Source organism: Serratia sp. BNK-17 (assembly GCF_048684935.1).
Taxonomy (GTDB): domain Bacteria; phylum Pseudomonadota; class Gammaproteobacteria; order Enterobacterales; family Enterobacteriaceae; genus Serratia; species Serratia nematodiphila.
Window position 1 is genome coordinate 4,669,232 of the sequence record NZ_JBLQTR010000001.1, and the last position, 24,813, is coordinate 4,694,044.

Genomic DNA, 24,813 nt, shown 5'->3' on the forward strand with positions numbered 1-24,813 from the left:
TGTGTCAGTTTGCCGGCCGCTGGGCTACTATAAACAGCATAAAAGCGCTGGGTTATCCGTGCCGGGACGCCCTCTAACACATTGATTAAAGATACCTGAATGAGCACTTCCGATAGCCGTAACCGTTCTTCATCCCCTCGTTATTCTCTGCCCGATCGCGCGGGCGATCTGCGCCAGCTGGGGCAACTGACCGGCGCGGCCTGCGCCGTGGAGTGCGCCGAGATCGTCGAGCGCCACCCTGGCCCGGTGATGCTGATCGCGCCGGATATGCAAAACGCCCTGCGGCTGCGCGACGAGATCCAGCAGTTCACCGATCAGATGGTGACCACGCTGTCCGACTGGGAAACCCTGCCGTACGACAGCTTCTCGCCGCATCAGGAAATCATCTCGGATCGTTTGTCGAGCCTGTATCACCTGCCGACCATGGCGCGCGGCGTGATCATTCTGCCGGTCAACACCCTGATGCAGCGCGTCTGCCCGCACGAATTCCTGCACGGCCACGCGCTGGTGATGAAAAAAGGCCAGCGCCTGTCGCGCGATAAGCTGCGCGCGCAGCTGGAACAGGCCGGTTACCGCAGCGTCGATCAGGTGATGGAGCACGGCGAATTCGCCACCCGCGGCGCATTGCTCGATCTTTACCCGATGGGCAGCGATGAGCCTTACCGCATCGACTTCTTCGATGACGAAATCGACAGCCTGCGCATCTTCGACGTCGATACCCAGCGCACGCTGAGCGAAGTCGAGGCCATCAATCTGTTGCCGGCCCACGAGTTCCCCACCGACAAGAACGCCATCGAGCTGTTCCGCAGCCAGTGGCGCGAGCAGTTTGAGGTGCGTCGCGACGCCGAGCACATCTATCAGCAGGTCAGCAAAAGCGCCTGGCCCGCCGGTATCGAATACTGGCAGCCGCTGTTCTTCAGCCAGCCGCTGCCGTCGCTGTTCAGCTACCTGCCGGCCAATACGCTGATCGTCAATACCGGCGATCTGGAGGGTGCCGCCGAGCGCTTCTGGCAGGACGTCAACCAGCGTTACGAAAGCCGCCGCGTCGATCCGATGCGCCCGCTGCTGGCGCCGGATACGCTGTGGCTGCGCGTTGACGCGCTGTTCGGCGAGCTGAAAGCCTGGCCGCGCATCGCGCTGAAAACCGATGAGCTGCCGGCCAAGGCCGGCAATACCAATCTGGATTACCATGCCCTGCCCGATCTGGCGGTGCAGGCGCAGCATAAATCCCCGCTGGATAATCTGCGGCGCTTTATCGAAGGCTTCGACGGCAGCGTGATTTTCTCCGTCGAGAGCGAGGGGCGGCGTGAAACGCTGCAGGATCTGCTCGGCCGCATCAAGCTGGCGCCGGCGCTGATCCAGCGTCTCGATCAGGCGGAAACCGCGGGCCGTTACATGATGGTCGGCGCCGCCGAACACGGTTTCCTCGACGGCCTGCGCCAGCGTGCACTGATCTGCGAAAGCGATCTGCTCGGCGAGCGCGTCAGCCGCCGCCGGCAGGACAACCGGCGCACCATCAACACCGATACCCTGATCCGCAACCTGGCGGAGCTGCATCCCGGCCAGCCGGTGGTGCATCTGGAGCACGGCGTTGGCCGCTATGTCGGCCTGACCACGCTGGAAGCCGGCGGCATCAAGGCTGAATACCTGATCCTCTCCTACGCCGGTGAGGACAAGCTGTACGTGCCGGTCTCATCGCTGCACCTGATCAGCCGTTACGCCGGCGGCGCGGATGAAAACGCCCCGCTGCACAAGCTGGGCGGCGACGCCTGGACACGCGCGCGGCAAAAAGCGGCCGAACGGGTGCGCGACGTGGCGGCGGAGCTGCTGGATATTTACGCCCAGCGCGCCGCCAAGGCCGGTTTCGCCTTCAAGCATAACCGCGAACAATACCAGCTGTTCTGCCAGACCTTCCCATTCGAAACCACGCCGGACCAGGAACAGGCGATCAATGCGGTGCTGAGCGACATGTGCCAGCCGCTGGCGATGGACCGCCTGGTGTGCGGCGACGTCGGCTTCGGCAAAACCGAAGTGGCGATGCGCGCCGCCTTCCTGGCGGTGGAAAACGGCAAGCAGGTGGCGGTGCTGGTGCCGACCACCCTGCTGGCGCAGCAGCACTTCGACAACTTCCGCGATCGCTTCGCCACCTGGCCGATCCGCATCGAGATGATGTCGCGCTTCCGCAGCGCCAAAGAGCAGCAGCAGGTGCTGGACGACGCGGCCGAAGGCAAAGTGGACATCATCATCGGCACGCACAAACTGCTGCAGAGCGATCTGCGCTGGAAGGATTTGGGGCTGCTAATCGTCGATGAAGAGCACCGCTTTGGCGTGCGCCACAAGGAGCGCATCAAAGCGATGCGCGCCGACGTCGATATCCTGACGCTGACCGCCACGCCGATCCCGCGTACGCTGAACATGGCGATGAGCGGCATGCGCGATCTGTCGATCATCGCCACTCCGCCGGCGCGCCGCTTGGCGGTGAAGACCTTCGTGCGCGAATACGACAGTCTGGTGGTGCGCGAGGCGATCCTGCGCGAAGTGCTGCGCGGCGGCCAGGTTTACTACCTCTACAACGACGTGGAAAACATCGAGAAAGCGGCGCAACGCCTGGCTGAGCTGGTGCCGGAGGCGCGCATCGCCATCGGTCACGGTCAGATGCGCGAACGCGATCTGGAACGGGTGATGAACGATTTCCACCACCAGCGCTTCAACGTGCTGGTGTGCACGACCATCATCGAAACCGGCATCGATATCCCCAGCGCCAACACCATCATCATCGAGCGGGCCGATCGCTTCGGCCTGGCGCAGCTGCACCAACTGCGCGGCCGCGTCGGGCGTTCGCACCATCAGGCTTACGCCTATCTGTTGACGCCAAACCCGAAAGCCATGGGCACCGACGCCCATAAACGGCTAGAGGCCATCGCGTCGCTGGAAGATCTCGGCGCCGGTTTCGCGCTGGCGACCCACGATCTGGAGATCCGCGGCGCCGGCGAGCTGCTGGGCGAAGACCAGAGCGGCCAGATGACCACCGTCGGCTTCTCGCTCTATATGGAATTGCTGGAAAGCGCCGTCGATGCGTTGAAAAACGGCCGCGAACCGTCGCTGGAAGATCTCACCAGCAGCCAGACCGAGGTAGAGTTGCGCATGCCGGCGCTGCTGCCGGAAGATTTCATTCCCGACGTCAATACCCGCCTGTCGCTGTATAAGCGCATCGCCAGCGCGAAGAACGACGGTGAGCTTGACGAGCTGAAGGTCGAGCTGATCGATCGCTTCGGCCAGTTGCCGGATGCGGCGCGCAACCTGTTGCAGTGCGCGGCGCTGCGCCTGCATGCGCAGAAGCTGGGGATCAAACGCATCGAGAGCAACGAGCGCGGCGGCTTTATCGAGTTCGGCGACAATAACCGCGTCGATCCCGGCTATCTGATCGGTCTGCTGCAGGGCAATCCGCAGGTTTACCGCCTGGACGGCCCGAGCAAGCTGAAGTTCACGCTCGATCTGGCCGATCGTCAGAAGCGCCTGACGTTCACCGAAGAGTTGCTGAACGCCTTCCGCGAACACACGCTGGCGGCCTGAGGCAACGCCCCCGTCGCTACCCATTTATACCCGGCGTCTTTCAAACCGCAGCGTTGTTACCTGCACGTTCTTACCCCAGTCACTTACCTGAGTAAGCTCCAGGGGATGCGATCGCTGGGCGCCTGGCTGCAATTTGCAATCCATAGGGTATACACAGTCTATTAATAGAGTAGCAGTTCTATCTTATCGCCAAGCCGTCTATCTCACGACGCCCGCTTCAGGCTACTCTGTGCGTTGTGTTATCGGGGGAGAACCGCATGAATATCGACGATGAACTGCAAGCGCTCAGCGAACAGGAAGCGACGCTGGCCTTTACCCATTTTGACGCCGCCACCGCCTGGGAACTGGGCGCGGCGCTGAAAACCGCCGCCGAGCGGCGCGGCCTGAGCATCGCCATCGAGATCCAACTTGCCGGGCAGACGCTGTTTTATTACGCCATGCCGGGGGCAACGCCGGACATTGCCGACTGGGTGCGGCGCAAGCGCAATCTGGTGAACCATTTTCACAAAAGCTCTTACGCCATCGGCCTGCGCCTGCAGCAACGGCAAACGTCGCTGGAGGAGCGTTACGGGCTGAGCGTGCGTGACTATTCGGTGCACGGCGGCGCCTTCCCGCTCACCCTGACCGGCCTCGGCTGCGTCGGCAGCATCAGCATTTCCGGCGCGCCGCAGAAGGAAGATCATCAGCTGCTGGTGAGCACTTTAGCCCATTTTCTCGGCTTATCCCTGCCCGCCCTGCAATAACCGTTAAAACCTTGACTGTCACCTTTCTTTTCAGCCGCAGAATCTGCGGCTGACTTCTCTATTATCGAAATTTAGCGCCGAACAAAAGGGCGACTCTCTGATTTCCTGCGCCAAATTGATACAGGTCTGGTAATCCGCTGAACAAAAGGCGTATGGTATCTGTCACGTGACAAGACGGACCTCATCGGGCCCGCCATTCCTTTCACTTTTGAAGATTTGGTACGCACCGTAGATGAAAACGCATGAAATAAACAAAATTCGCCCCTTCAGCGCGCTGATAGACGCCTGCTGGCGGGAACCTTATAACCTGGCGCGGTTGCTGAAAGACGCTATCGCCGGGGTGACGGTCGGTATTATCGCCATTCCGCTGGCGATGGCGTTGGCGATCGCCAGCGGCGTGCCGCCGCAGTATGGTCTGTATACCGCCGCCATCGCCGGCATCGTCATCGCCGTCAGCGGCGGTTCGCGCTACAGCGTCTCCGGCCCCACCGCCGCCTTCGTGGTGATCCTCTATCCGGTCTCGCAGCAGTTCGGCCTGGCCGGTCTGCTGGTCGCCACGCTGATCTCCGGGGTATTTCTGCTGCTGATGGGGCTCGCACGCTTTGGCAGGCTGATCGAGTACATTCCGCTGCCGGTCACGCTCGGCTTTACCTCCGGCATCGCCATCACCATCGCCACCATGCAGATCAAGGACTTCTTCGGCCTGCAGCTGACGCACACGCCGGAAAATTACGTCGGCAAGCTGTACGCCCTGCTGCAGGCGCTGCCGACGCTGGATCTCGGCGATACCCTGATCGGTGCCGTGACGCTGCTGATTTTGATCTTCTGGCCCAAGCTCGGCCTGCGGGTGCCCGGCCACCTGCCGGCGCTGCTGGCGGGCACTGCGCTGATGGGGCTGCTGACGCTGTTTGACCACCCGGTGGCAACCATCGGCTCCCGCTTCAGCTACCTGCTGGCCGATGGCAGCAGCGGCCAGGGCATTCCGCCGATCCTGCCACAGCTGCTGCTGCCTTGGGATCTGCCGGGCGGCGGCGGGCAGCCGTTCACCCTGAGTTGGCAAACCGTTTCCGCGCTGCTACCGGCGGCGTTTTCGATGGCGATGCTCGGCGCGATTGAGTCGCTGCTGTGCGCAGTGGTGCTCGACGGCATGACCGGCAAGAAGCATAACTCGAACAGCGAATTAATCGGCCAGGGTGCGGGCAACATCATCGCGCCGTTCTTCGGCGGCATCACCGCGACCGCTGCGATTGCCCGATCGGCCGCCAACGTGCGCGCCGGCGCCACCTCGCCGGTGTCCGCCATCATCCACGCACTGCTGGTGCTGTTGGCGCTGCTGGTTCTGGCGCCGTGGCTCTCTTATCTGCCGCTGGCGGCGATGGCGGCGCTGCTGTTGATGGTCGCCTGGAACATGAGCGAGGCGCACAAAGTGATTTACCTGCTGCGCCGAGCGCCGAAGGACGACATTCTGGTGCTGCTGCTGTGCATGTCGCTGACGGTGCTGTTCGACATGGTGATCGCCATTACCGTGGGCATCGTGTTGGCGTCGCTGCTGTTTATGCGCCGCATCGCCCGCATGACGCGGCTGAGCGAGCTGAGCGCCGACGATGGCCGCCTGGTGCTGCGAGTGAATGGCCCGCTGTTCTTCGCCGCCGCCGAGCGTATCTTTAGCGAACTGCTGGCGCGCAGCGAGGATTACCGGACGATCGTGCTGCAGTGGGATGCGGTGCCGGTGCTCGACGCCGGCGGCCTGAGCGCCCTGCGGCGCTTTATCGACGTGCTGCCGGCGGATAAAAAGCTGGTGATCACCGACGTGCCGTTCCAGCCGCTGAAAACCCTGGCGCGCGCGCGGGTGCAGCCGATCGAGGGCCGCTTGCAGTTCTACCCGACGCTGCCGGAAGCGCTGGCGGCCACCGGCGCCTAAACGTAAAAAAGCCCGACGCGTCGGGCTTTTTTTTGGCGATGAGCGCTTAGTTGCTGGTATCCAGCTCCGGGAAGCTCTTCACCAGGTCGTCGATGGCTTTCATCTGCGCCAGGAACGGTTCCAGCTTGTCCAACGGCAGCGCGGACGGCCCGTCGCACTTGGCGTTGTTCGGATCCGGGTGCGCCTCGAGGAACAGCCCTGCCAGGCCAACCGCCATGCCGGCACGCGCCAGCTCGGCCACCTGAGCGCGACGGCCGCCGGACGCGGCGCCGAACGGATCGCGGGTCTGCAGCGCGTGGGTCACGTCGAAGATCACCGGATGGCCGCCGGTCACGTTCTTCATCACGTTGATGCCCAGCATGTCGACCACCAGGTTGTCATAGCCAAAGTTGCTGCCGCGATCGCACAGGATCACCTGGTCGTTGCCGCCCTCTTTGAACTTGTCGACGATGTTGCCCATCTGCCCCGGGCTGACGAACTGCGGCTTCTTGACGTTGATCACCGCGCCGGTTTTCGCCATCGCTTCCACCAGATCGGTCTGACGCGCCAGGAAGGCCGGCAGCTGGATCACGTCAACCACTTCGGAAACCGGCTGCGCCTGCGCCGCTTCGTGAACGTCGGTGATGATTTTCACGCCGAAGGTTTTCTTCAGCTCTTCGAAGATCTTCATCCCTTCTTCCAGGCCCGGACCGCGGTACGAGTGAATGGAAGAACGGTTGGCCTTGTCGAAAGAGGCTTTGAATACGTAAGGAATGCCCAGTTTTTGCGTCACGGTGACGTAGTGCTCGCAGATGCTCATCGCCAGGTCGCGCGATTCCAGCACGTTCATACCGCCAAACAGCACAAACGGCAGATCGTTTGCTACGTCGATGTCGCCAATGCTAACCACTTTCTGTTTCATGCTTTCGCCTTTGTTAAGGTTGTAACCGTCGCCTTGCAAACTGCACGGAGTCATTGAATTAATGCAGCGTCACCTGTTTCGGTTCAATCGAATGGATCTGCACTTTGATCACCTCGCTGACCGGGTCTTCAGGACACTGCTCGACAAAATAGTTGAGATCGGAAATCGCGATATGGTTGCACTCCAGCTGGGCGTAAATCAGCCCGCGGTCGCGGATCTCGTACGGATCTTCCGGATCGAAGCACAACACCGTTTCACTGGTGCGCAGCGCCATTTCCAGCTGCTTTTCTTCCATCAGAGCGGCCTTCAGCGTATCCAGCATCTTGCGCACCACCATGATGTTCTCGGATTCGTCGAGATCGTCGTCTTCCAGCTCGGCACCCAAGCCCAGGTTGCCCTTAATCCACACTTCCAGCTGGTGTTCGCTCAGGGTTTCGCCGTTCAGCGGGTTGATCAGCCACAGCTCTTCATCCAGCCAATCGGCGCGCAGGATCAGCTGAGTGGGGAAAATCACCGGCAGCAGCGGCAGATCCAGCGCGTTGGCGATGTGCAGGAAGATGGTGCCGAGCGAAACCGGCGTGCCCTGCCGCCCCTCCAGCACCTTGTCCAGCCAGATGGCGTCCGACAGGCGGTACACGCCGCTGGCGCCGCCGAATCCCCAGGTCTTGTAGAACAGTTCAATGAGCGCATCCAGTTGCTGCTCCTGAGTGATATCGGCCGGCACCACCGCGCGCGCTTCGTCCACCAGCTGTTGCAGCTTGCGCTCCACGTCGGCAGCCGGGAAATCGCGCCGCACCGACTGCGACACCAGGATCACCCCTTCGCTCAGCGGCGAGGTGTTAAATTCAAAATCAGCAATGCTACTCATAGGTATCCCATCAGAAACGGTATTTTCGTCGTGGCAAGTTTAATTATCAGGTACAGGCAGCCCAACGCCAGCACGAACGCCACGGTTCGCAGCCGCTGACTTTTGGTCTTCTTGCCCAATGCGACGTAGCCAAGCAGGATATAGATAATAACGCCAAACAGCTTCTCGGTCAGCCATGAGTCCATACCCAGCAGCGGATAAAACCCGAACGTCGCCACCAGCGCGATGCCGCTGACGAACAGCAGCGTGTCATTCAGGTGCGGCGCTATCTTGACCCAGCGGCGCCCCATGATCGGCGAACGGCGCCACTGCCAAAAGAAACGCAGCACAAACAAGGTAATACTGATGGCGACCGTCAGCAAATGGAAATGTTTCAACGCGGTGTATGCAGTCATGATGCTCCCTTAAATGGCCCGGGCGTCGTTATTATGAGGGCGCTTATCCCGGCCATTGGCCGAGCGTCACGCGGTCGTTGTCGCCGTAATCACGGTGGGTGGCGACAGCGGAAAATCCGGCGGCCTGCAGCAGCGCGCGCACGCTCTCACCCTGCTGCCAGCCATGTTCCAACAGCAGCCAGCCCTGCGGCTGCAGATAGTGCGGCGCCTGGCGCACGATGGCGGCCAGATCCGCCAACCCGTGCTCGGCGGCGACCAGCGCACTGCCCGGCTCGAAGCGCACGTCGCCCTGCGACAAATGCGGATCGGCGGCATCGATATAGGGCGGATTGCTGGCGATCAGCGCGAAACGTTGCCCCGCGACGGGCGCAAACCAGCTGCCCTGTAAAAATCGGACGTTGTCGATCTTCAGCTTGTGCGCATTGTGCTGCGCCAGCGCAACCGCCTCCGGCTGCACATCGACGCCGATAGCCGAACAATCCGGGCGCTCGCTGGCCAGCGCCAGCGCGATGGCGCCGGTGCCGGTGCCGAGATCGAGGAAGTGGCAGGGTTGCGGCGGCAGGCGCGCCAGCGCCAGTTCCACCAGGCATTCGGTATCCGGGCGCGGGATCAGCGTCGCGGGCGAGACCGACAGCGGCAGCGACCAAAACTCGCGCTCGCCCACCAGATAGGCCACCGGCTCACCGCGTTCGCGGCGCGCCAGCAGCGTCTCCAGCTGCTGTTGCTGCGGCGGCGTCAGCAGGGTTTCCCCGAACGCCATCAGGAAGGTTCTGGCCTTGCCGGTCACGAAACCCAACAGGATTTCCGCGTCACGCCGGGCGCTGTCGCTGTGGGTCAAACGCGCGGCGGCGGCTTTCAGCCAGTGTTGATAATCCATCACTCTTGCTCGGCGGACAGCGCAGCCAGCTGATCGGCCTGATACTCCTGCACGATCGGCTGGATCAGCATGTCCAGTTTGCCTTCCATCACTTCATCCAGACGGTAGAGCGTCAGGTTGATGCGGTGGTCGGTCACCCGCCCCTGCGGGAAGTTGTAGGTGCGGTTGCGATCGGAACGATCGCCGCTGCCCAGCAGGTTGCGGCGAGTGGACGCCTCGGCTTGCTGGCGCTTGGCCATCTCGGCGGCGCGAATGCGCGCGCCCAGCACCGACATCGCCTTGGCTTTGTTTTTGTGCTGTGAACGTTCGTCCTGGCACTCCACCACGATGCCGGTCGGCAGGTGGGTGATGCGGATCGCCGAGTCGGTGGTGTTAACGTGCTGGCCGCCAGCGCCGGAGGAACGGAAGGTGTCGATTTTCAGATCGCCCGGGTTGATGTCCGGCAGCTCGGCTTCCGGCACTTCCGGCATCACCGCCACGGTGCAGGCGGAGGTGTGGATGCGCCCCTGGGATTCGGTTTCCGGCACGCGCTGCACGCGGTGGCCGCCGGATTCAAACTTCAGTTGGCCGTACACGCCGTCGCCGGAAACTTTGGCGATCACTTCTTTGAAGCCGCCGTGTTCGCCTTCGTTGGCGCTCATCACCTCGACGCGCCAGCGGCGGCCTTCGGCGTAACGGCTGTACATGCGGAACAGATCGCCGGCGAAGATCGCCGCCTCATCGCCGCCGGTGCCGGCGCGCACTTCAAGGAAGCAGCTGCGCTCATCATCCGGATCTTTCGGCAGCAGCAACACCTGCAGCTGCTGTTCCAGCTCTTCGCTGCTCGCCCGCGCCTGTTTCAGCTCTTCCTGCGCCATCTCGCGCATCTCCGGATCGTCCAGCATCATTTCCGCCGTTTCCAGATCCTCCTGCACCTGACGCCATTCCAGGAAGCAGCGGCTGACGTCGGTCAGCTGCGCGTATTCTCGCGACAGCGCGCGGAACCGGTCTTGATCGGCGATGACGCCGGCATCGCCGAGCAGCGCCTGCACTTCTTCATGGCGCTCTTGTAACGCTTCCAGTTTGGCAACAATAGAAGGCTTCATGCGTGGTAATAAACCCTGTTAATAGAGAAAACTAATGCTGATCCAGCCCGAGGCTGTCGCGTAATAACTGCAACCGCTCCACGTCGCCGTCGCCGGCGGCCTGCTGGAGGGATTTGGTGGGGGCATGAATAAGACGGTTGGTCAGTTTATGGGCCAGCTCGTGAATAACCTGCTCCACGTTGGCGCCCTGCGCGATGGCGGCCAGCGCTTTGGCCTCCATTTCTGCGCGGATCTGGTCGGCCTGCGAGCGGTAGTCGCGGATGGTTTCCACCGCGCCCTGCGAACGCAGCCAGGCCATGAAGTTGGTGCTTTCCTGCTGTACGATCGACTCCGCCTGCACCGCCGCCGCTTTGCGCTGCGCCAGGTTGCTTTGAATGATGGCGTGCAGATCGTCCACGCTGTACAGATAGGCGTTGGCCAGTTTGCCGACCTCCGGCTCAATATCGCGCGGTACGGCGATATCCACCAGCAGCATCGGCTGGTTGCGGCGCGCTTTCAGCGCCCGCTCCACCATCCCCTTGCCGATGATCGGCAGCGGGCTGGCGGTGGAACTGATAATGATGTCGGCGTCCGCCAGGCGTTCGTCGATCTCCGGCAGAGTGATCACTTCCGCGCCGACTTCCTCCGCCAGCAATTGCGCGCGCTCGCGGGTGCGGTTAGCGATGATCATATGCCGCACTTTGTGTTCGCGCAGGTGGCGCGCCACCAGCTCGATGGTTTCACCGGCGCCCACCAGCAAGACGTTGAGATCGGCCAGCGATTCGAAGATCTGCCGCGCCAGCGTACAGGCGGCGAACGCCACGGAGACCGCGCTGGCGCCGATTTCGGTTTCGGTGCGCACGCGCTTGGCGACGGAGAAGGATTTCTGGAACAGGCGCTCCAGCTCGCCGGACAGCGACTGGCCGCGTTGGGATTCTGCGAAGGCCTTTTTCACCTGGCCGAGGATTTGCGGTTCGCCCAGCACCAGCGAATCCAACCCGCTGGCCACCCGCATCAGATGGCTGACCGCGTCATTGCCTTGATGCCAGTAGAGGCTTTTCTTCACCTCTTCCGGACGCAGATTGTGGTAGGCGCACAGCCAGGCGACCAGCTGTTCGTGCATGTGCTCCTGCTGCTCCACGCTGAGGTACAGCTCGGTGCGGTTGCAGGTGGACAACACGACGCCGCCCTGCACCAACGGTTGTTGGAGCAAGCTGGTCAGCGCCTCATCGATGGACTCTGGCGAGAAGGTCACCCTTTCACGCAGAGAAACCGGAGCGGTTTTGTGATTTATACCTAACGCCAGCAGGGTCATTGCTTCGAGTAATACTTCTGTTGGTACGGGTTCTCGTTGAACGGCATTCTACTTGATGCGCGGGATCAATAAAAGTAACAACCGCATCTTCCGTTCAATCGCTGTCATAGACGACATCAATTAATGAATAAGTAATAAATACAGCGGGATAAATAGTCAAAGGGTAGGCAGATGGTTTAAATTTTAGCGCAGTTTGCGAAGACGCGCACGCTATTCGGCGCACATAACGGCGGCGTTTGCGCAACTCTGCACCGCTTATCGGGAGCGCCTCCCCCGCCTTCAGGCGATTGTGTTACGCTTAATGGCAACCCCGACGCGCGCACCGCGTTGGCACTACGCCGATAAACGCGGCAAGATTCAACGCGATGCAGCAAAAAATTGACGCGCCGCCGCCGCCCCGTTAGCGTGAGCGCTGAATCCGGGTTTCGTCGCGCATGCCCGCAAGGACAAAAGGACAAGAAAAAGTTATGCCAATACGCAAAGTTAGTTTGCTCCGTCTGATCCCGCTGGCCAGCCTGGTGCTGGCCGCCTGTACCACCACCAAGCCAACCGGCCCGGCCACCAGCCCGACCTCACCGCAGTGGCGCGCCCATGAGCAGGCGGTGCAGCAGCTTAGCACCTATCAGACCCGCGGCTCCTTCGCCTACTTGTCTGATCAGAAAAAAGTCTATGCCCGCTTCTTCTGGCAGCAGTTTTCGCCGGAGCGCTACCGCCTGCTGCTGACTAACCCGCTGGGCAGCACGGAAATGGATCTCAACGTACAGAAAAACGTGGTGCAGCTGACCGACAACCAGGGCAAACGCTACGTCAGCGACAACCCGGAAGAGATGATCCGCAAGCTGACCGGGATGGCGATCCCGCTGAACAACCTGCGCCAGTGGATGGTCGGCCTGCCGGGCGAAGCCAGCGATTTTGCGCTGGATGACCAATATCGCCTGAGCAAACTGACCTACCAACAAGGCGGTCAAACCTGGAAGGTGGATTACCAGAGCTACAGCACCGAGGTGCAGCCGACGCTGCCGAACCGTCTGGAGCTGCAGCAGGGCGACCAACGCATCAAACTGAAAATGGATAACTGGACGCTCAAATGATCCGCCAGTGGCCCTCCCCCGCGAAGCTCAACCTGTTTCTGTACATCACCGGCCGTCGTGAAGACGGCTATCACCTGCTGCAGACGCTGTTCCAGTTTTTGGACTACGGCGACACCCTGACCATTGACCCGCGCCAGGACGATCGCATTAACCTGCTGACGCCGGTCGACGGCGTGCCGGACGAGCAGAACCTGATCGTGCGCGCCGCCCGCCTGCTGCAGCGCTATTGTGATGAACAGGGTCTGCAGACCGCACCGCGCGGCGCCGACATCAGCATCGACAAGCGCCTGCCGATGGGCGGCGGTTTGGGCGGCGGCTCCTCCAACGCCGCCACCGTGCTGGTGGCGCTGAACGAACTGTGGCGCTGCGGCCTTGACGACGACCAACTGGCAGAGCTGGGACTCAGCCTTGGCGCCGACGTGCCGGTGTTCGTGCGCGGCCACGCCGCCTTCGCCGAAGGCATCGGCGAGCGCCTGCAGCCGGCCGAGCCGCAGGAAAAATGGTATCTGGTGGCGCATCCTGGCGTCGGTATTCCGACACCGCTTATCTTCGGCGACCCCGAATTGCAAAGAGACACCCCGGTTCGCTCCTTAAGTGAGCTGTTGCAGGCGCCGTACGCAAATGATTGCGAACCGATCGCAAGAAAACGTTTTCGCGAGGTTGAACAGCTTCTTTCATGGCTGTTAGAATACGCCCCGTCACGCCTGACTGGCACAGGTGCTTGTGTGTTTGCTGAATTCGACACAGAAATCGCCGCCCGTCAGGTGTTAAATCAAGCCCCGGAGTGGTTGTGTGGTTTTGTAGCGCGCGGCGTTAACGTCTCCCCACTACATCGCATTCGTTCCGGGCGGTTTGAGTCGTAGCTCAACGTTTCGCTGCGCAGGGTCATGCACACCTGGCCCTGTTATCCCTGCGCTGCCTGCGGTCTCAATTTTAGTTTTACATACCCGTATGTATATTGCGCCGGCGTCGCCGACTGCCCCTTGGCGATGTCGTATGACAATATCTTCTCTGGACGCAAGCCTGAGGTTCTTCTCGTGCCTGATATGAAGCTTTTTGCTGGTAACGCCACCCCGGAACTAGCACAACGTATTGCCAACCGTTTGTACACCAGCCTTGGTGACGCCGCTGTAGGTCGTTTTAGCGACGGCGAAGTGAGCGTGCAAATCAACGAAAATGTACGCGGCGGTGATATTTTCATCATCCAGTCCACCTGTGCCCCGACCAACGACAACCTGATGGAACTGGTTGTGATGGTCGACGCCCTGCGTCGCGCCTCCGCAGGTCGTATTACCGCCGTTATCCCTTACTTCGGCTATGCCCGTCAGGATCGCCGCGTGCGTTCCGCGCGTGTGCCAATCACCGCCAAGGTGGTTGCCGATTTCCTCTCCAGCGTAGGGGTTGACCGCGTTCTGACGGTGGATCTGCATGCTGAGCAGATTCAAGGCTTCTTCGACGTACCGGTAGACAACGTGTTCGGCAGCCCGATCCTGCTGGAAGACATGCTGCAGCAGAACCTGGAAAACCCGATCGTGGTTTCCCCGGACATCGGCGGCGTCGTGCGCGCCCGCGCCATCGCCAAACTGCTGAACGACACCGACATGGCCATCATCGACAAACGCCGCCCGCGCGCGAACGTTTCTCAGGTGATGCACATCATCGGTGACGTGGCAGGCCGCGACTGCGTGCTGGTCGACGACATGATCGACACCGGCGGCACCTTGTGTAAAGCGGCTGAAGCGTTGAAAGAACGCGGTGCCAAGCGCGTATTCGCCTACGCGACGCACCCGATCTTCTCCGGCAACGCCGTGGACAACATCAAGAACTCGGTGATTGATGAAGTGATCGTCTGCGACACCATTCCGCTGTCGCCGGAAATCAAGGCACTGAAAAACGTTCGCACTCTGACCCTGTCCGGCATGCTGGCTGAAGCCATCCGCCGCATCAGCAACGAAGAGTCGATCTCTGCGATGTTCGAGCATTAATTCGTCGTCTTTCCGGTGCGGCGCCCACTGCGCCGGAAAGATAACGCGCCCGACAGCAGAAAAAGAAAAACCCGTTGGTGCGCGAGCAACAACGGGTTTTCTACTTGTAGTCCGACATGACCTCAAACCTTAATGCACGGCAGATGTTCCCTTGCCCCGCTCTTGCTTCCCTTCTGCTTTTTTAATCAATGCGACGAACGATGTTGATCGTTGCGGCACCGTTTATCAAAGTGTTTTACCCACCAGTAACGATCCGCCACCTGTTCGCGGCCGCCGATACGCGCGCCCACCAGCCACAACAGCGCGCCGACGAAGATGCTCATGATGGCGCCGTGGGCGAAAAATTGCGGCAGATTGAACTGGGATACTTCAGCAATAATTGAGTATCCGACACCGCCGATCATCACGACCAGCCCCAGCCCCATAAAAAAGTTGCCCACTCTGTCCGCGCTTCTACGTTTCATATGCCACCTCCATGATTGCCATGTGCCAACCGGGATAACGCTGCAACTTGTTAACCCACTTTGATAAGTTAAGTATAGTCCCTGTTGTGGCAAGGGGATTGCGGAGGCGATCACAAATGGTAAAGAATTATTGACACTTCTTAACACGGTGCTGAAAATTAGCGGACAAATTGAATTATTCAGCTAATGAATCATTCGTCTTTCTTACCCAGGGCGACGGCAGAGATCGGGTTTTGTCATTCATCGCCCCGACAGGTAGACTAAGGCCCTTTCCATTACCCTGATCATAGCGAATCTCCCAGTGAGCAGTATTAAATTGATAGTCGGCCTGGCCAACCCGGGCGCGGAATACGCCCAGACACGCCACAACGCCGGCGCCTGGTACGTCGATCTGCTGGCCCAGCGCCACAATCAGCAGTTGAAAGAAGAGAGCAAGTTCTTCGGCTACACCGCCCGTTTGAACCTGGCGGGCAACGACGTGCGCCTGCTGGTGCCGACCACCTTCATGAACCTGAGCGGCAAAGCGGTGCTGGCGATGGCCAATTTCTACCGCATCGAACCCAGCGAGATCCTGGTGGCGCACGACGAGCTGGATCTACCGCCCGGCGTGGCCAAAATCAAGCTCGGCGGTGGCAACGGTGGCCACAACGGCCTGAAAGACATCCAAAACAAGTTCGGCAACAACCCGAACTTCTATCGCCTGCGCATCGGTATCGGCCATCCGGGCGACAAGAACAAGGTGGTGGGCTTCGTGCTCGGCAAGCCGCCGGCCAGCGAACAGAAGATGATTGACGAAGCGATCGACGAGTCGCTGCGCTGCACCGAAATGCTGATGAAGGACGGGCTGGAAAAAACCGTTCAGCGCCTGCACAGCTTCAAGGCGCAGGCCTGAACCTTGCCGCAGCGGGCGCCCTGCCCGCTGCCTGCTTTTAGCCGCGCGGGTTGAAGGTTTCCTCGCCCACCCGGCGCTCATCGGCGGTGAACCCCTCTTCCGCCACGTAATACTGCGGATCGTCCAGCTCATGGCTGCAGAACGGCCCGGCGCGTTTGAGCAAGCGCACGCAGTCAGCGCTCAGGTGGCGCAGACGAATGCTTTTCCCCGCCGCCAGATAACGCGCCGTCAGCTTATCGATCGCCTCCACGCCGCTGGAATCCATCACCCGGGTGCCGGCAAAATCCAGCACCACATTCTGCGCATCGCTCTGCGGATCGAACAGCTCGGCGAAAGCCGCGGCGGAGCCGAAGAACAGCGGGCCATCCAGTTGATACACCGCCACGTCGCCCGTTACCTGCCGCTGGCGCACGCGGATGCGCGCCTGCTGCCAGGCGAACACCAGCGCCGAGATAATCACCCCGCTGATCACCGCCACCGCCAGATCGGTAAAGATGGTGATCAGCGTGACGGTGACCATCACCAGCGCGTCGGCTTTCGGCATGCGGCGCAAGCGGCGCAGCGAGCTCCACTCGAAGGTGTTGTAACACACCACCAGCATCACCCCGGCCAGCGCCGCCACCGGCAGCAGGCCGATATAGCGCGACAGGCTGACCACGAACAGAATCAGCAGGATGGCGCCCACCGTACCGGAGATACGCCCGCGCCCGCCCGAGGTGAAGTTGATGATCGACTGGCCGATCATCGCGCAGCCGGCGAAGCAGCCGAACAGGCCGCATACCGCGTTACCGGCGCCCTGCGCGATACTCTCGCGATTGCCGTTGCCCTTCTTGCCGCCCATTTCATCCAGCACCGTCATGGTCAGCAGCGATTCAATCAAACCGACCAGGGCGATCACCACCGCATAGGGCAGCACCACCCGCACCATCTCCAGGCTAAACGGCGCCGTCGGCAGACTAAAGTGCGGCAGCGCGCCGGAAATGTCCGCCTGATCGCCCACCCGCAGCGTGTGCAGGTTGAGGCCGATGGCCAACGCCGAGACCACCAGCAGCGCCGCCAGCGAAGACGGAATGGCCTTGGTCAGGCGCGGGAACAGCACCACCACCGCAATCGCCAGCGCCACCAGGCCGTACATCAGCGGCCCCTGCCCGGCGATCATCTTCAGCTGCGCCAGCATGATGACGATCGCCAGGCCGTTGACGAAGCCGTGGATCGCCGGCAGCGGCACCAGACGAATGAACTTGCCCAGCCGGAAGGCGCCGATCAGGATTTGAATCGCCCCAGCAAACAGCGTGGCCCACAGCACGTAACCCATGCCGTACTGCGCCGCCAGGCTCATCAGCACCACCACAATGGAGCCGGCGGCGCCGGAAACCATGCCCGGTTTGCCGCCGAACAGCGCCGTGACCAGGCCGATAATAAACGCGGTATGCAAGCCGACAATCGGCGAAAGACCGGCGACCAGCGAAAAGCCGACCGCCTCGGGGATCATCGAAACCGCCACCACAAAGCCCGCCAGGACTTCATTTTTAACGTCCGCGATCCTGACGTTACTCAGGTTAAACATGCATTATTCACTTATGACAGATGACACCATCTCCCCGCGTAGCGGGTATGGGGTACCGCAAGGCGCGGCAGAGTGCAGGCGGGCACAGCTCAGGGTGGCGTAGGCAAGAAATACATCCGGCGCGTTTCCTGTCGGTTAATCGGAATGGCCAGTATGGGTAAATGTGATCCAAATCTCAAATAAAAACCGGCCGTCCGCGCTGCGTTCGCCCCGGCCAAGCAAGTCTGATCGAGATAAACGCCCATTACGTGTATAATGGCGGCATTATTTTGCCCTTTATGCAGTCGATTAAACCTAACCGGCTGATAGTTAAGATATTTAAGGTGATTACAACATGGGATTCAAATGCGGTATCGTCGGCCTGCCTAACGTAGGCAAATCCACCCTGTTCAACGCGTTGACCAAAGCGGGCATTGAAGCAGCCAACTTCCCGTTCTGCACCATTGAACCGAACACCGGTGTGGTGCCGATGCCCGATCCGCGTCTGGATAAGCTGGCCGAGATCGTCAAACCGCAGCGCATTCTGCCAACCACCATGGAATTCGTCGACATCGCCGGCCTGGTGAAAGGCGCGTCCAAAGGTGAAGGCCTGGGCAACCAGTTCCTGACCAACATCCGCGAAACCGAAGCCATCGGCCACGTAGTGCGCTGCTTCGAAAACGACAACATCATCCACGTCAACAACAAGGTCGATCCGGCCGAAGACATCGACGTGATCAACACCGAGCTGGCGCTGTCCGACCTGGACACCTGCGAGCGCGCCATCCACCGTGTGCAGAAGAAAGCCAAAGGCGGCGACAAAGACGCTAAAGCCGAGCTCGCGGCGCTGGAGAAATGCCTGCCGCACCTGGAAAACGCCGGCATGCTGCGCGCGCTGGATCTGACCGCGGAAGACAAGGCGGCGATCAAATACCTGAGCTTCCTGACGCTGAAGCCGACCATGTACATCGCCAACGTCAACGAAGACGGCTTCGAGAACAACCCGTACCTGGACACCGTGCGTAAAATCGCCGACGCCGAAGGCTCCGTAGTGGTTGCCGTGTGCGCCGCCGTGGAATCCGACATCGCCGAGCTGGAAGACGAAGAGCGCGACGAGTTCATGGCCGAGCTGGGCCTGGAAGAGCCGGGTCTGAACCGCGTGATCCGCGCCGGTTATGAACTGCTGAACCTGCAAACCTACTTCACCGCCGGCGTGAAAGAAGTGCGTGCCTGGACCATCCCGGTAGGCGCCACTGCCCCGCAGGCGGCCGGCAAGATCCACACCGACTTCGAGAAAGGCTTTATCCGCGCCCAAACCATCTCCTATGACGACTTCATCACCTACAAGGGTGAGCAAGGCGCCAAAGAAGCCGGCAAAATGCGTTCCGAAGGTAAAGACTACATCGTCAAAGACGGCGACGTGATGAACTTCTTGTTCAACGTCTAACCCCTTCCCCGCAGCGTTTCTCTCCGCTGCCGGAAACGGAAAAATCCACGCTTCGGCGTGGATTTTTTGTTTTCGGGAAGGAACCCACCAGCGCTTGAAGCAGTGCGGCATCGCCCCAGCAGAACCTTTATTTATTTAATCGAGGGAAAAGCGCCAGACCGTTATTCCGGTTGAAACTTGCTTTCTGGGCATCCGTCAGGTTTGTCTCGGCGTCGAGAATATGATTAAACTTAGCGGCGACGGACTCAGGCGCATAAGGATAATCGCTGCCGAACAGAATATTGTTATGATTCGCAAACGTCAGCAGGCTGGAAAATGCATTCGGGCCGGAAGACAATGCGGTATCAAAATAAAAACGCTTAAATTTATCGTTCAATTCCTGAGCTGACGGCCCATTTGGATTAAGCGATTCCGCCAGCAATGTAAAGCGCAGAACGGCATAAGGCAGGAATCCGCCGGCATGCGAAAGAATAATTTTCACGTTAGGATAATTGTCCATAATGCCGTTCAACACCATATGGACGGCATTGCGGGCAGTATCAAACGGATAATCAACCAAGGGACCCGGAACGCCATCCAGCAAATCCATGATGGGATGACCAGGGTGAATGAAAACAACGGCAGAGCGTTGATTTAGTGCAGCCCAAAGCGGAGCCCACTTTTTATCCCCTAAATAAACCCCTTCATAGTTGGTTAATAACACCACGCCATCGGCTTTCAGCACATCCAGCGCATACTCCACTTCCAGCACCGCCCCCTCAACGTCCGGCAACGGCACTGTCGCGAAGTTACCAAACCGCGTAGGGTATTTCGCCACCAGATCCGCCGTATACTCATTGACTTTTCTGGCCATATCGCGGCGCGCCTGGCCTTCCCAGCCAACCACGCTCGGCGCGGTTAACGACAGGACGCTGGTCGCTATTTGCTGTTTGTCCATATAGCCCAGATGGTCGTCCGCCGTCCATTTGGGCAGAGACCAACCGGATGGATCGCCGCCGTGGCTGGGCAGCGCGCTGCCCCAAAAAGGTGGGACCAGGTGAGTATGAACATCGATTCTGGCTAATGAATTCATTTAACGCCTCCACTATGCATATATTCGGTCTTTGAAATAGATAGCAACATGCTGAGTGTTGTTGACTAACCCGCATTCCAGAAATAATCTACACTTTAACGTGAGTTCTATTAGAGGGTATTTTCATGGTCGCTATATATCCAATTCATTTTTTTGAACAACTGATGCAGGAATCTAATCCATGAATTTTCGCCATATCCAGGCATTCCTGGCTCTCGTTGAAGAAAAACATTTCGGCAAGGCGGCTAAGCGAATTCATGTTACACAGTCGGCTTTCAGCATGCAGATAAAAGCGCTGGAAGAAGAAATTGGTGCACCACTTTTTATTCGCACCAACCGCAATGTCGAACTTACCGAAGTAGGAGAGATATTTTTAAAAAATGCACCGGATATTTATGAAAAAATAAAAAGCGCGCTTGACGAAACCAAAGCAGCAGCGAAAGGTGAGAATGGCAATGTGCGCATCGGATTTGTCGGCAATGCCGTCGCGGCGGGATTAGTCACCGCCGATATTCATCGATTTAAAGCAGAGCATCCCGGCGTTAACTTCCGCGCCAAAGAGATGTCTTACTGGAAACAAATCGATGAGATCGTCAACGGAAATATCGACGTCAGCTACTGCCCCAATCTGGATCTCAAAATCCCACCGGGGCTCGGCCTTATACCCATTAAAAAGTTTGACTGGGTCGTCGTGATTCAGGAAGACTCCGATCTGGCGAAAAAAGAGACCTTGAAAAAAGAAGACCTCTCGGGACGAGACTTTATCATCTACTCGGAAAACAGCGGAGACGATGGCCAGCTTCGTATCCTGAAAGCCATTCTTGAAGAAGACGTCCAGGTTTCCTATCGGCTGGACAGCACACTAAGCGTGCTCGCCATGGTGGCTTCTGGCCTGGGCATCGCTATCGTTCCTTCTACACTATCCTCAATCAAGCTGCCTAACATTACCTACAGAGCGATCCCCGGTGTCGATAACGTGACTGAGTTTTTTTTCATCTATCGTGAGAATGAAAAATCCGCCATCGTTAATGCCTTCATATCAGATGTAAAAAGTAGTCTATGACTTTCGTCGATTTCTCCTCCCCCCACGCTTAATCTCGCCCCTCTTTGAACGCGAAGATCAAAACCGACACTCATAGCTGCCTTTAAGCATTAGGCATTCCGAAGACGCCGCTACCCCTCCCACGCCGAAGGCCGGTTCTCGCTGCGCCATTTCTCCCCGGCCGCCGTTCCCGGCGCCGGCGGTTTCAATCCGTCTATCGTCCACAGCGGGAACGGCGTTTCGTCCACGTGCAGCTCCCAGCGCAGCCCGCGTGCGGCGATGTAGGGTTGCAGGATGCGGGTGCAGGCCGCCAGAAATTGCTGCTGCTCCGCGTCGTTGTCCATGGCGCGCGCGATATGGTCGATGGTCACGCGCACGAAATCATCGGCCGGTTCGCCGCCGAGATACGCCGATCCTGGCGGCAGCGCGTGGAAAAAGACGTTGACGTAGAAACGCGGCAAAAAGTCCTGATACAGGGCGGTGACTTTCTGCGCGATCGCGCGTTTATCGGCGGCGCTGAAGGCCGGTTCGGGGTGGTAGATCTGCCACAGTGGCATCGCGTTGTCTCCTAGGTTTTCCGGCCGGCGTTCAGGCCATCAGCCGTTGTTAAACGAAAACTTCAATAATAAGAGTAATAACTCCAATTATTGAAGTTATCAAGCCGAGGCGATAACATTCTCGGCAATCAGGTGGCAAGCGGAGGTAAGGCAACGTGAAAGCAAAAGGGTTTGAAGGCATGACGTGCTCGGTGGCGCACGTGCTGTCGGCACTGGGCGATCGCTGGGGCGCGATTCTCATGCGCGATCTATTGCTGGGGCTCTCGCGCTATGACGATTTGCGCCAATCGACCGGCATCACCAACAATACGCTGACCGATCGCCTCAAGGCCCTGGAAAGCCACGGCCTTATCGAAAAGCGGCAATACCAGACGCGTCCCGATCGCTACGAGTATCTGCCGACGGAGAAGGGAAAAGATCTCGGGCTGCTGGTGATGGCGATGATTCAGATTGGCGACAAATGGAATCTGTCCGAGCTGGCCGGGCCGCCGCTGCGCGTAGTTGACCGTGTGACCGGCCACCCCGCCACCCTGCGCGTGGTAGATGCCGTGACCGGCGAATCTCTGCCGCCGCAAAGCCTGGCGCTGGCCGCCGGGCCCGGCGCCGATGAGATCACGCGATGGCGGCTGGCCGTAGGCCAGGCCCGTTAACGGCGCGCTACAGCAGCGCAATCATCTTCAGCAGTTCCACCCGATTGCGGATGCCGAACTTCTTGCCGGCATTGTTGAGGTGCGAATAAACAGTTTTCGGGTGCAAATTCAGCCGCCGCGCAGTCTGGCGGATATCTTCCGTACGGGCGGTTTCACACAACACCGCCGCCTCGCCAGGCGTGATCGCCGCCGCCCGCCGGCTCACCACGCGCCGTTCGCCCGTCTCTTCACGGCGGACTAGCGCCGCGCAGGTTTCCCGCACCACCCGCAGCGCTTCCCGTTTGTGCAAAATCGCATCCGGCTGCGCCGCCGCGATAAATGCCAGGATCAGCGGCGAAGTCTTATCGACGAAGAACAGTATCCGGACGCCTTCATATTCAGCACGTGAGGCGTGAATAAATCGCAAATACGCTTCGAACCGGTAAATTTCATGGGGAAAATCCATGATAATTAAATCAGGCGCAGGGCTTATATTTTTAATAATATTAATATTGGGCGAGGATAAGGTTATCACTCCTTCTCCCAATAATGTTTTCATCCCCAAACGGCATAGCGGCGAACCGTCGATATAAATCACTCTCACTTTAATTCTCCTTATCAGCGTGAAAGTATGCTTCCACACCTCAGGCGGCTTGTCGCTGCTCTTTTTTGGGGTAATTCGCCTGCAAAGCACACCGATATAAAACAACTTGATAACATGTTTTTCAAATAATCACGCAACAGCCAGAACTTTGATTAACACGCAAAAAAGGCATGAATGTTTCAAATTATTTCATAAACAAAAACCGACGATCCAATAAAAACGCAACACAATGATATAGATCTATTTTCCATTTTGTATGATATAAGAAAAAATGAAAATAAATGTAACAACCCGCACCACCAACTTATTACCATGCGGAAAACACCTATAGGGAAAATTCTTAGTTTGTTAGGATGAAAATCCATGTTTGCCGACGCGTTTAAAAAACAATTGCGCAACATGATTAATCAACAAACGCACGTCAGTAATTTATTACTGTCAGGAAAGCTTTTCTCTAAAGTTAATTAAAGGGTATTTCACATGAATGTTAAATTAGTCGCATTATCCATGCTGGCTCTCTCCGGCGCCTGTGCGGCCGCCTCGTCCAATACCGTGCAATTCAAAGGCGAAGTCAGCACGCAAACCTGTTCGGTGAATATTAACGGCAACCAATCCAACCCGGTCGTGTTGCTGCCGACCGTCGCCGCCAGCAAACTCGCCACCAAAGGCGCCACCGCCGGCGACACCACCTTTACCGTTAACGTCACGGGTTGTGCGGCGGCGACCAGCGATACGGCGATCAAAACCGTGTTGGCGGGCAACAACCCGACCACCAACGGCAATCTGGGCAACGCGGGCGATGCGGCCAAAGTGTCCATTCAACTGCTGGACAGCGACGCCACCACGCCGCTGTCGTTCGCCAGCGGTTCGACCGTCACCACGTCGGCGATGACGCTGGCGAAAGACGCCACCTCCACCTCGCAGAACCTGGTGGCCCGCTACTACGCGGAAGACACCGGCGTGGCGGCCGGTTCGGTGATCGCCACCGCCCAGTTCGCCATTAGCTACAAATAAGCCGGCGTCAGGCGCCATACCTGTTGATGCCAGCGCCGTTCCTTAGCGGACGGCGCTGAATGACTCGCTTCTTTATCGGTTCACGTTTATGCCGCAGATATCCCGTTCCGCCCGCCGATGGGCCGCCCTGTCGCTTTGCCTGATGAGTTTTGCCGCCACCCACGCCTTGGCCAGCGTAACGCTGCTCGGCAACCGCGTGATCTACCCCGCCGAGGCGCGGGAGAAAACGCTGCAGTTCACCAACGATGACGGCGCCCCGGCGCTGATGCAGATCTGGCTCGACATCAACAACCCGCAGTCCACGCCGGAAAATGCCGATGCGCCCTTTGTCGCCTCACCGCAAATCTTCCGCATGGATCCGCACAGCGGGCAAATGGTGCGGCTGTCGTTCGTCGGCCAGCCGCTGGCGCGCGATCGCGAATCGCTGTTCTACCTCAACTTCCTGCAGGTCCCCGCCGTGCGTCAGACGGACAGCGACAAGAACAAACTGCTGCTGGTGGTCACCAACCGGCTGAAAGTGTTCTATCGCCCGGCCGGGCTGGCCGGCGACGCCAACCACGTCATCGATCGCCTTAGCCTGCGTCAGGTCGGCAACGCGCTGCGCGTCGACAACCCGACCGGCTACTACGCCAACGTCAGCCAGGCGGTAATTCTGAGCGGTGCGAAGCGCAGCGCCATTCCGCAGGCGGATCTGATCCCGCCGTTTTCACAGGCCAATTGGCCGGTGAACGGGGAAGTGCGGCAGGTCGCGCTGCGCGTCATCAATGACTACGGGGTGGAAACCACACGCACCCTGAACGTCGCGCGCTGAAA

At 59.3% G+C, this 24,813-nt stretch carries 23 protein-coding genes; 12 read left to right on the forward strand and 11 right to left on the reverse strand.

The genetic code is table 11. The features are described from left to right. Positions 1 to 99 precede the first annotated feature (99 nt). The 3 genes from mfd to dauA all read left to right on the forward strand — a co-directional run bounded on the left by mfd (position 100) and on the right by dauA (position 6,237). Entirely contained in the window at positions 100 to 3,573 is a 3,474-nt protein-coding gene (gene mfd / locus ACMGF7_RS22320; RefSeq protein ID WP_197799835.1) for a transcription-repair coupling factor, read from the forward strand. Positions 3,574 to 3,830: 257 nt separating this feature from the next. Beyond that, the gene (locus tag ACMGF7_RS22325) at positions 3,831 to 4,316 is read left to right on the forward strand and encodes a heme-degrading domain-containing protein (protein ID WP_004941092.1); all 486 of its coding nucleotides are present in this window, start codon (positions 3,831 to 3,833) and stop codon (positions 4,314 to 4,316) included. A gap of 232 nt (positions 4,317 to 4,548) precedes the next feature. Further along, positions 4,549 to 6,237 (forward strand): C4-dicarboxylic acid transporter DauA, encoded by a 1,689-nt coding sequence (gene dauA, locus ACMGF7_RS22330; RefSeq protein ID WP_049240233.1) that lies wholly within the window; start codon positions 4,549 to 4,551, stop codon positions 6,235 to 6,237. Between the two features lie 46 nt (positions 6,238 to 6,283). On the opposite strand, the gene kdsA is transcribed toward dauA, so the two are convergent. From kdsA to hemA, 6 genes are read right to left on the reverse strand one after another with little or no spacing between them, the layout of a single operon-like run. Further along, complete coding sequence (kdsA, locus tag ACMGF7_RS22335; protein WP_004941087.1) at positions 6,284 to 7,138, reverse strand: 3-deoxy-8-phosphooctulonate synthase; 855 nt, start codon at positions 7,136 to 7,138, stop codon at positions 6,284 to 6,286. 58 nt (positions 7,139 to 7,196) lie between these two features. Next, positions 7,197 to 8,006, reverse strand: a complete 810-nt coding sequence (gene sirB1, locus ACMGF7_RS22340; RefSeq protein ID WP_015377575.1) for an invasion regulator SirB1 — start codon at positions 8,004 to 8,006, stop codon at positions 7,197 to 7,199. Next, entirely contained in the window at positions 8,003 to 8,404 is a 402-nt protein-coding gene (locus ACMGF7_RS22345; RefSeq protein WP_170310327.1) for a SirB2 family protein, read from the reverse strand. Before ACMGF7_RS22345 ends, sirB1 begins: the two co-directional genes overlap by 4 nt. 40 nt (positions 8,405 to 8,444) lie before the next feature. Further along, positions 8,445 to 9,278, reverse strand: a complete 834-nt coding sequence (gene prmC / locus ACMGF7_RS22350; RefSeq protein ID WP_049188211.1) for a peptide chain release factor N(5)-glutamine methyltransferase — start codon at positions 9,276 to 9,278, stop codon at positions 8,445 to 8,447. Beyond that, positions 9,278 to 10,363, reverse strand: coding sequence for a peptide chain release factor 1 (gene prfA, locus ACMGF7_RS22355; RefSeq protein WP_033652048.1), 1,086 nt, complete (start codon positions 10,361 to 10,363; stop codon positions 9,278 to 9,280). The genes prmC and prfA overlap by 1 nt, the downstream gene beginning before the upstream one ends. Before the next feature lie 31 nt (positions 10,364 to 10,394). Continuing rightward, complete coding sequence (hemA, locus tag ACMGF7_RS22360; RefSeq protein WP_004941072.1) at positions 10,395 to 11,657, reverse strand: glutamyl-tRNA reductase; 1,263 nt, start codon at positions 11,655 to 11,657, stop codon at positions 10,395 to 10,397. A gap of 467 nt (positions 11,658 to 12,124) precedes the next feature. Between hemA and lolB the strand changes: the two genes are divergently transcribed. From lolB to prs, 3 genes are all read left to right on the forward strand, one after another. Next, on the forward strand, positions 12,125 to 12,748 hold the full coding sequence (gene lolB / locus ACMGF7_RS22365; protein WP_004941069.1) for a lipoprotein insertase outer membrane protein LolB: 624 nt from the start codon (positions 12,125 to 12,127) through the stop codon (positions 12,746 to 12,748). Beyond that, entirely contained in the window at positions 12,745 to 13,611 is an 867-nt protein-coding gene (gene ispE / locus ACMGF7_RS22370; RefSeq protein WP_049240236.1) for a 4-(cytidine 5'-diphospho)-2-C-methyl-D-erythritol kinase, read from the forward strand. The genes lolB and ispE overlap by 4 nt, the downstream gene beginning before the upstream one ends. Positions 13,612 to 13,785: 174 nt before the next feature. Continuing rightward, positions 13,786 to 14,733 (forward strand): ribose-phosphate diphosphokinase, encoded by a 948-nt coding sequence (gene prs, locus ACMGF7_RS22375; RefSeq protein WP_004941061.1) that lies wholly within the window; start codon positions 13,786 to 13,788, stop codon positions 14,731 to 14,733. Between the two features lie 185 nt (positions 14,734 to 14,918). On the opposite strand, the gene ychH is transcribed toward prs, so the two are convergent. Further along, a complete protein-coding gene (gene ychH / locus ACMGF7_RS22380; RefSeq protein WP_004941056.1) occupies positions 14,919 to 15,197 on the reverse strand; it encodes a stress-induced protein YchH in 279 nt (92 codons plus the stop codon). A gap of 301 nt (positions 15,198 to 15,498) precedes the next feature. On the opposite strand from ychH, the gene pth reads away from it, so the two are divergent. After that, on the forward strand, positions 15,499 to 16,089 hold the full coding sequence (gene pth / locus ACMGF7_RS22385) for an aminoacyl-tRNA hydrolase (RefSeq protein ID WP_021504829.1): 591 nt from the start codon (positions 15,499 to 15,501) through the stop codon (positions 16,087 to 16,089). Between the two features lie 37 nt (positions 16,090 to 16,126). Here pth and ACMGF7_RS22390 read toward each other — a convergent pair whose 3' ends face one another. Continuing rightward, a complete protein-coding gene (locus tag ACMGF7_RS22390) occupies positions 16,127 to 17,656 on the reverse strand; it encodes a SulP family inorganic anion transporter (protein WP_273889980.1) in 1,530 nt (509 codons plus the stop codon). A gap of 334 nt (positions 17,657 to 17,990) precedes the next feature. Between ACMGF7_RS22390 and ychF the strand changes: the two genes are divergently transcribed. Continuing rightward, positions 17,991 to 19,082 (forward strand): redox-regulated ATPase YchF, encoded by a 1,092-nt coding sequence (ychF, locus tag ACMGF7_RS22395; protein ID WP_033633304.1) that lies wholly within the window; start codon positions 17,991 to 17,993, stop codon positions 19,080 to 19,082. A 127-nt stretch (positions 19,083 to 19,209) separates the two neighbouring features. Here ychF and ACMGF7_RS22400 read toward each other — a convergent pair whose 3' ends face one another. Next, the gene (locus tag ACMGF7_RS22400; RefSeq protein ID WP_049240237.1) at positions 19,210 to 20,154 is read right to left on the reverse strand and encodes an amidohydrolase family protein; all 945 of its coding nucleotides are present in this window, start codon (positions 20,152 to 20,154) and stop codon (positions 19,210 to 19,212) included. A 181-nt stretch (positions 20,155 to 20,335) separates the two neighbouring features. On the opposite strand from ACMGF7_RS22400, the gene ACMGF7_RS22405 reads away from it, so the two are divergent. Then, positions 20,336 to 21,217, forward strand: coding sequence for a LysR family transcriptional regulator (locus ACMGF7_RS22405; RefSeq protein ID WP_049240238.1), 882 nt, complete (start codon positions 20,336 to 20,338; stop codon positions 21,215 to 21,217). Between the two features lie 110 nt (positions 21,218 to 21,327). Here the strand turns inward: ACMGF7_RS22405 and ACMGF7_RS22410 are convergent, their stop codons facing one another. Further along, the gene (locus tag ACMGF7_RS22410; protein WP_273889979.1) at positions 21,328 to 21,753 is read right to left on the reverse strand and encodes a tautomerase family protein; all 426 of its coding nucleotides are present in this window, start codon (positions 21,751 to 21,753) and stop codon (positions 21,328 to 21,330) included. Positions 21,754 to 21,908: 155 nt separating this feature from the next. Between ACMGF7_RS22410 and ACMGF7_RS22415 the strand changes: the two genes are divergently transcribed. After that, a complete protein-coding gene (locus tag ACMGF7_RS22415; RefSeq protein ID WP_015377565.1) occupies positions 21,909 to 22,403 on the forward strand; it encodes a winged helix-turn-helix transcriptional regulator in 495 nt (164 codons plus the stop codon). Positions 22,404 to 22,410: 7 nt separating this feature from the next. Here ACMGF7_RS22415 and ACMGF7_RS22420 read toward each other — a convergent pair whose 3' ends face one another. After that, complete coding sequence (locus ACMGF7_RS22420) at positions 22,411 to 22,986, reverse strand: helix-turn-helix transcriptional regulator (protein WP_420286716.1); 576 nt, start codon at positions 22,984 to 22,986, stop codon at positions 22,411 to 22,413. Positions 22,987 to 23,466: 480 nt separating this feature from the next. On the opposite strand from ACMGF7_RS22420, the gene ACMGF7_RS22425 reads away from it, so the two are divergent. Both ACMGF7_RS22425 and ACMGF7_RS22430 read left to right on the forward strand, forming a co-directional pair. After that, positions 23,467 to 24,000 carry a fimbrial protein gene (locus ACMGF7_RS22425; RefSeq protein WP_015377562.1) on the forward strand — a complete coding sequence of 178 codons (534 nt, stop codon included), beginning with the start codon at positions 23,467 to 23,469 and terminating at the stop codon, positions 23,998 to 24,000. 88 nt (positions 24,001 to 24,088) lie between these two features. Beyond that, a complete protein-coding gene (locus tag ACMGF7_RS22430) occupies positions 24,089 to 24,811 on the forward strand; it encodes a molecular chaperone (protein WP_049240242.1) in 723 nt (240 codons plus the stop codon). Positions 24,812 to 24,813: the final 2 nt, after the last annotated feature.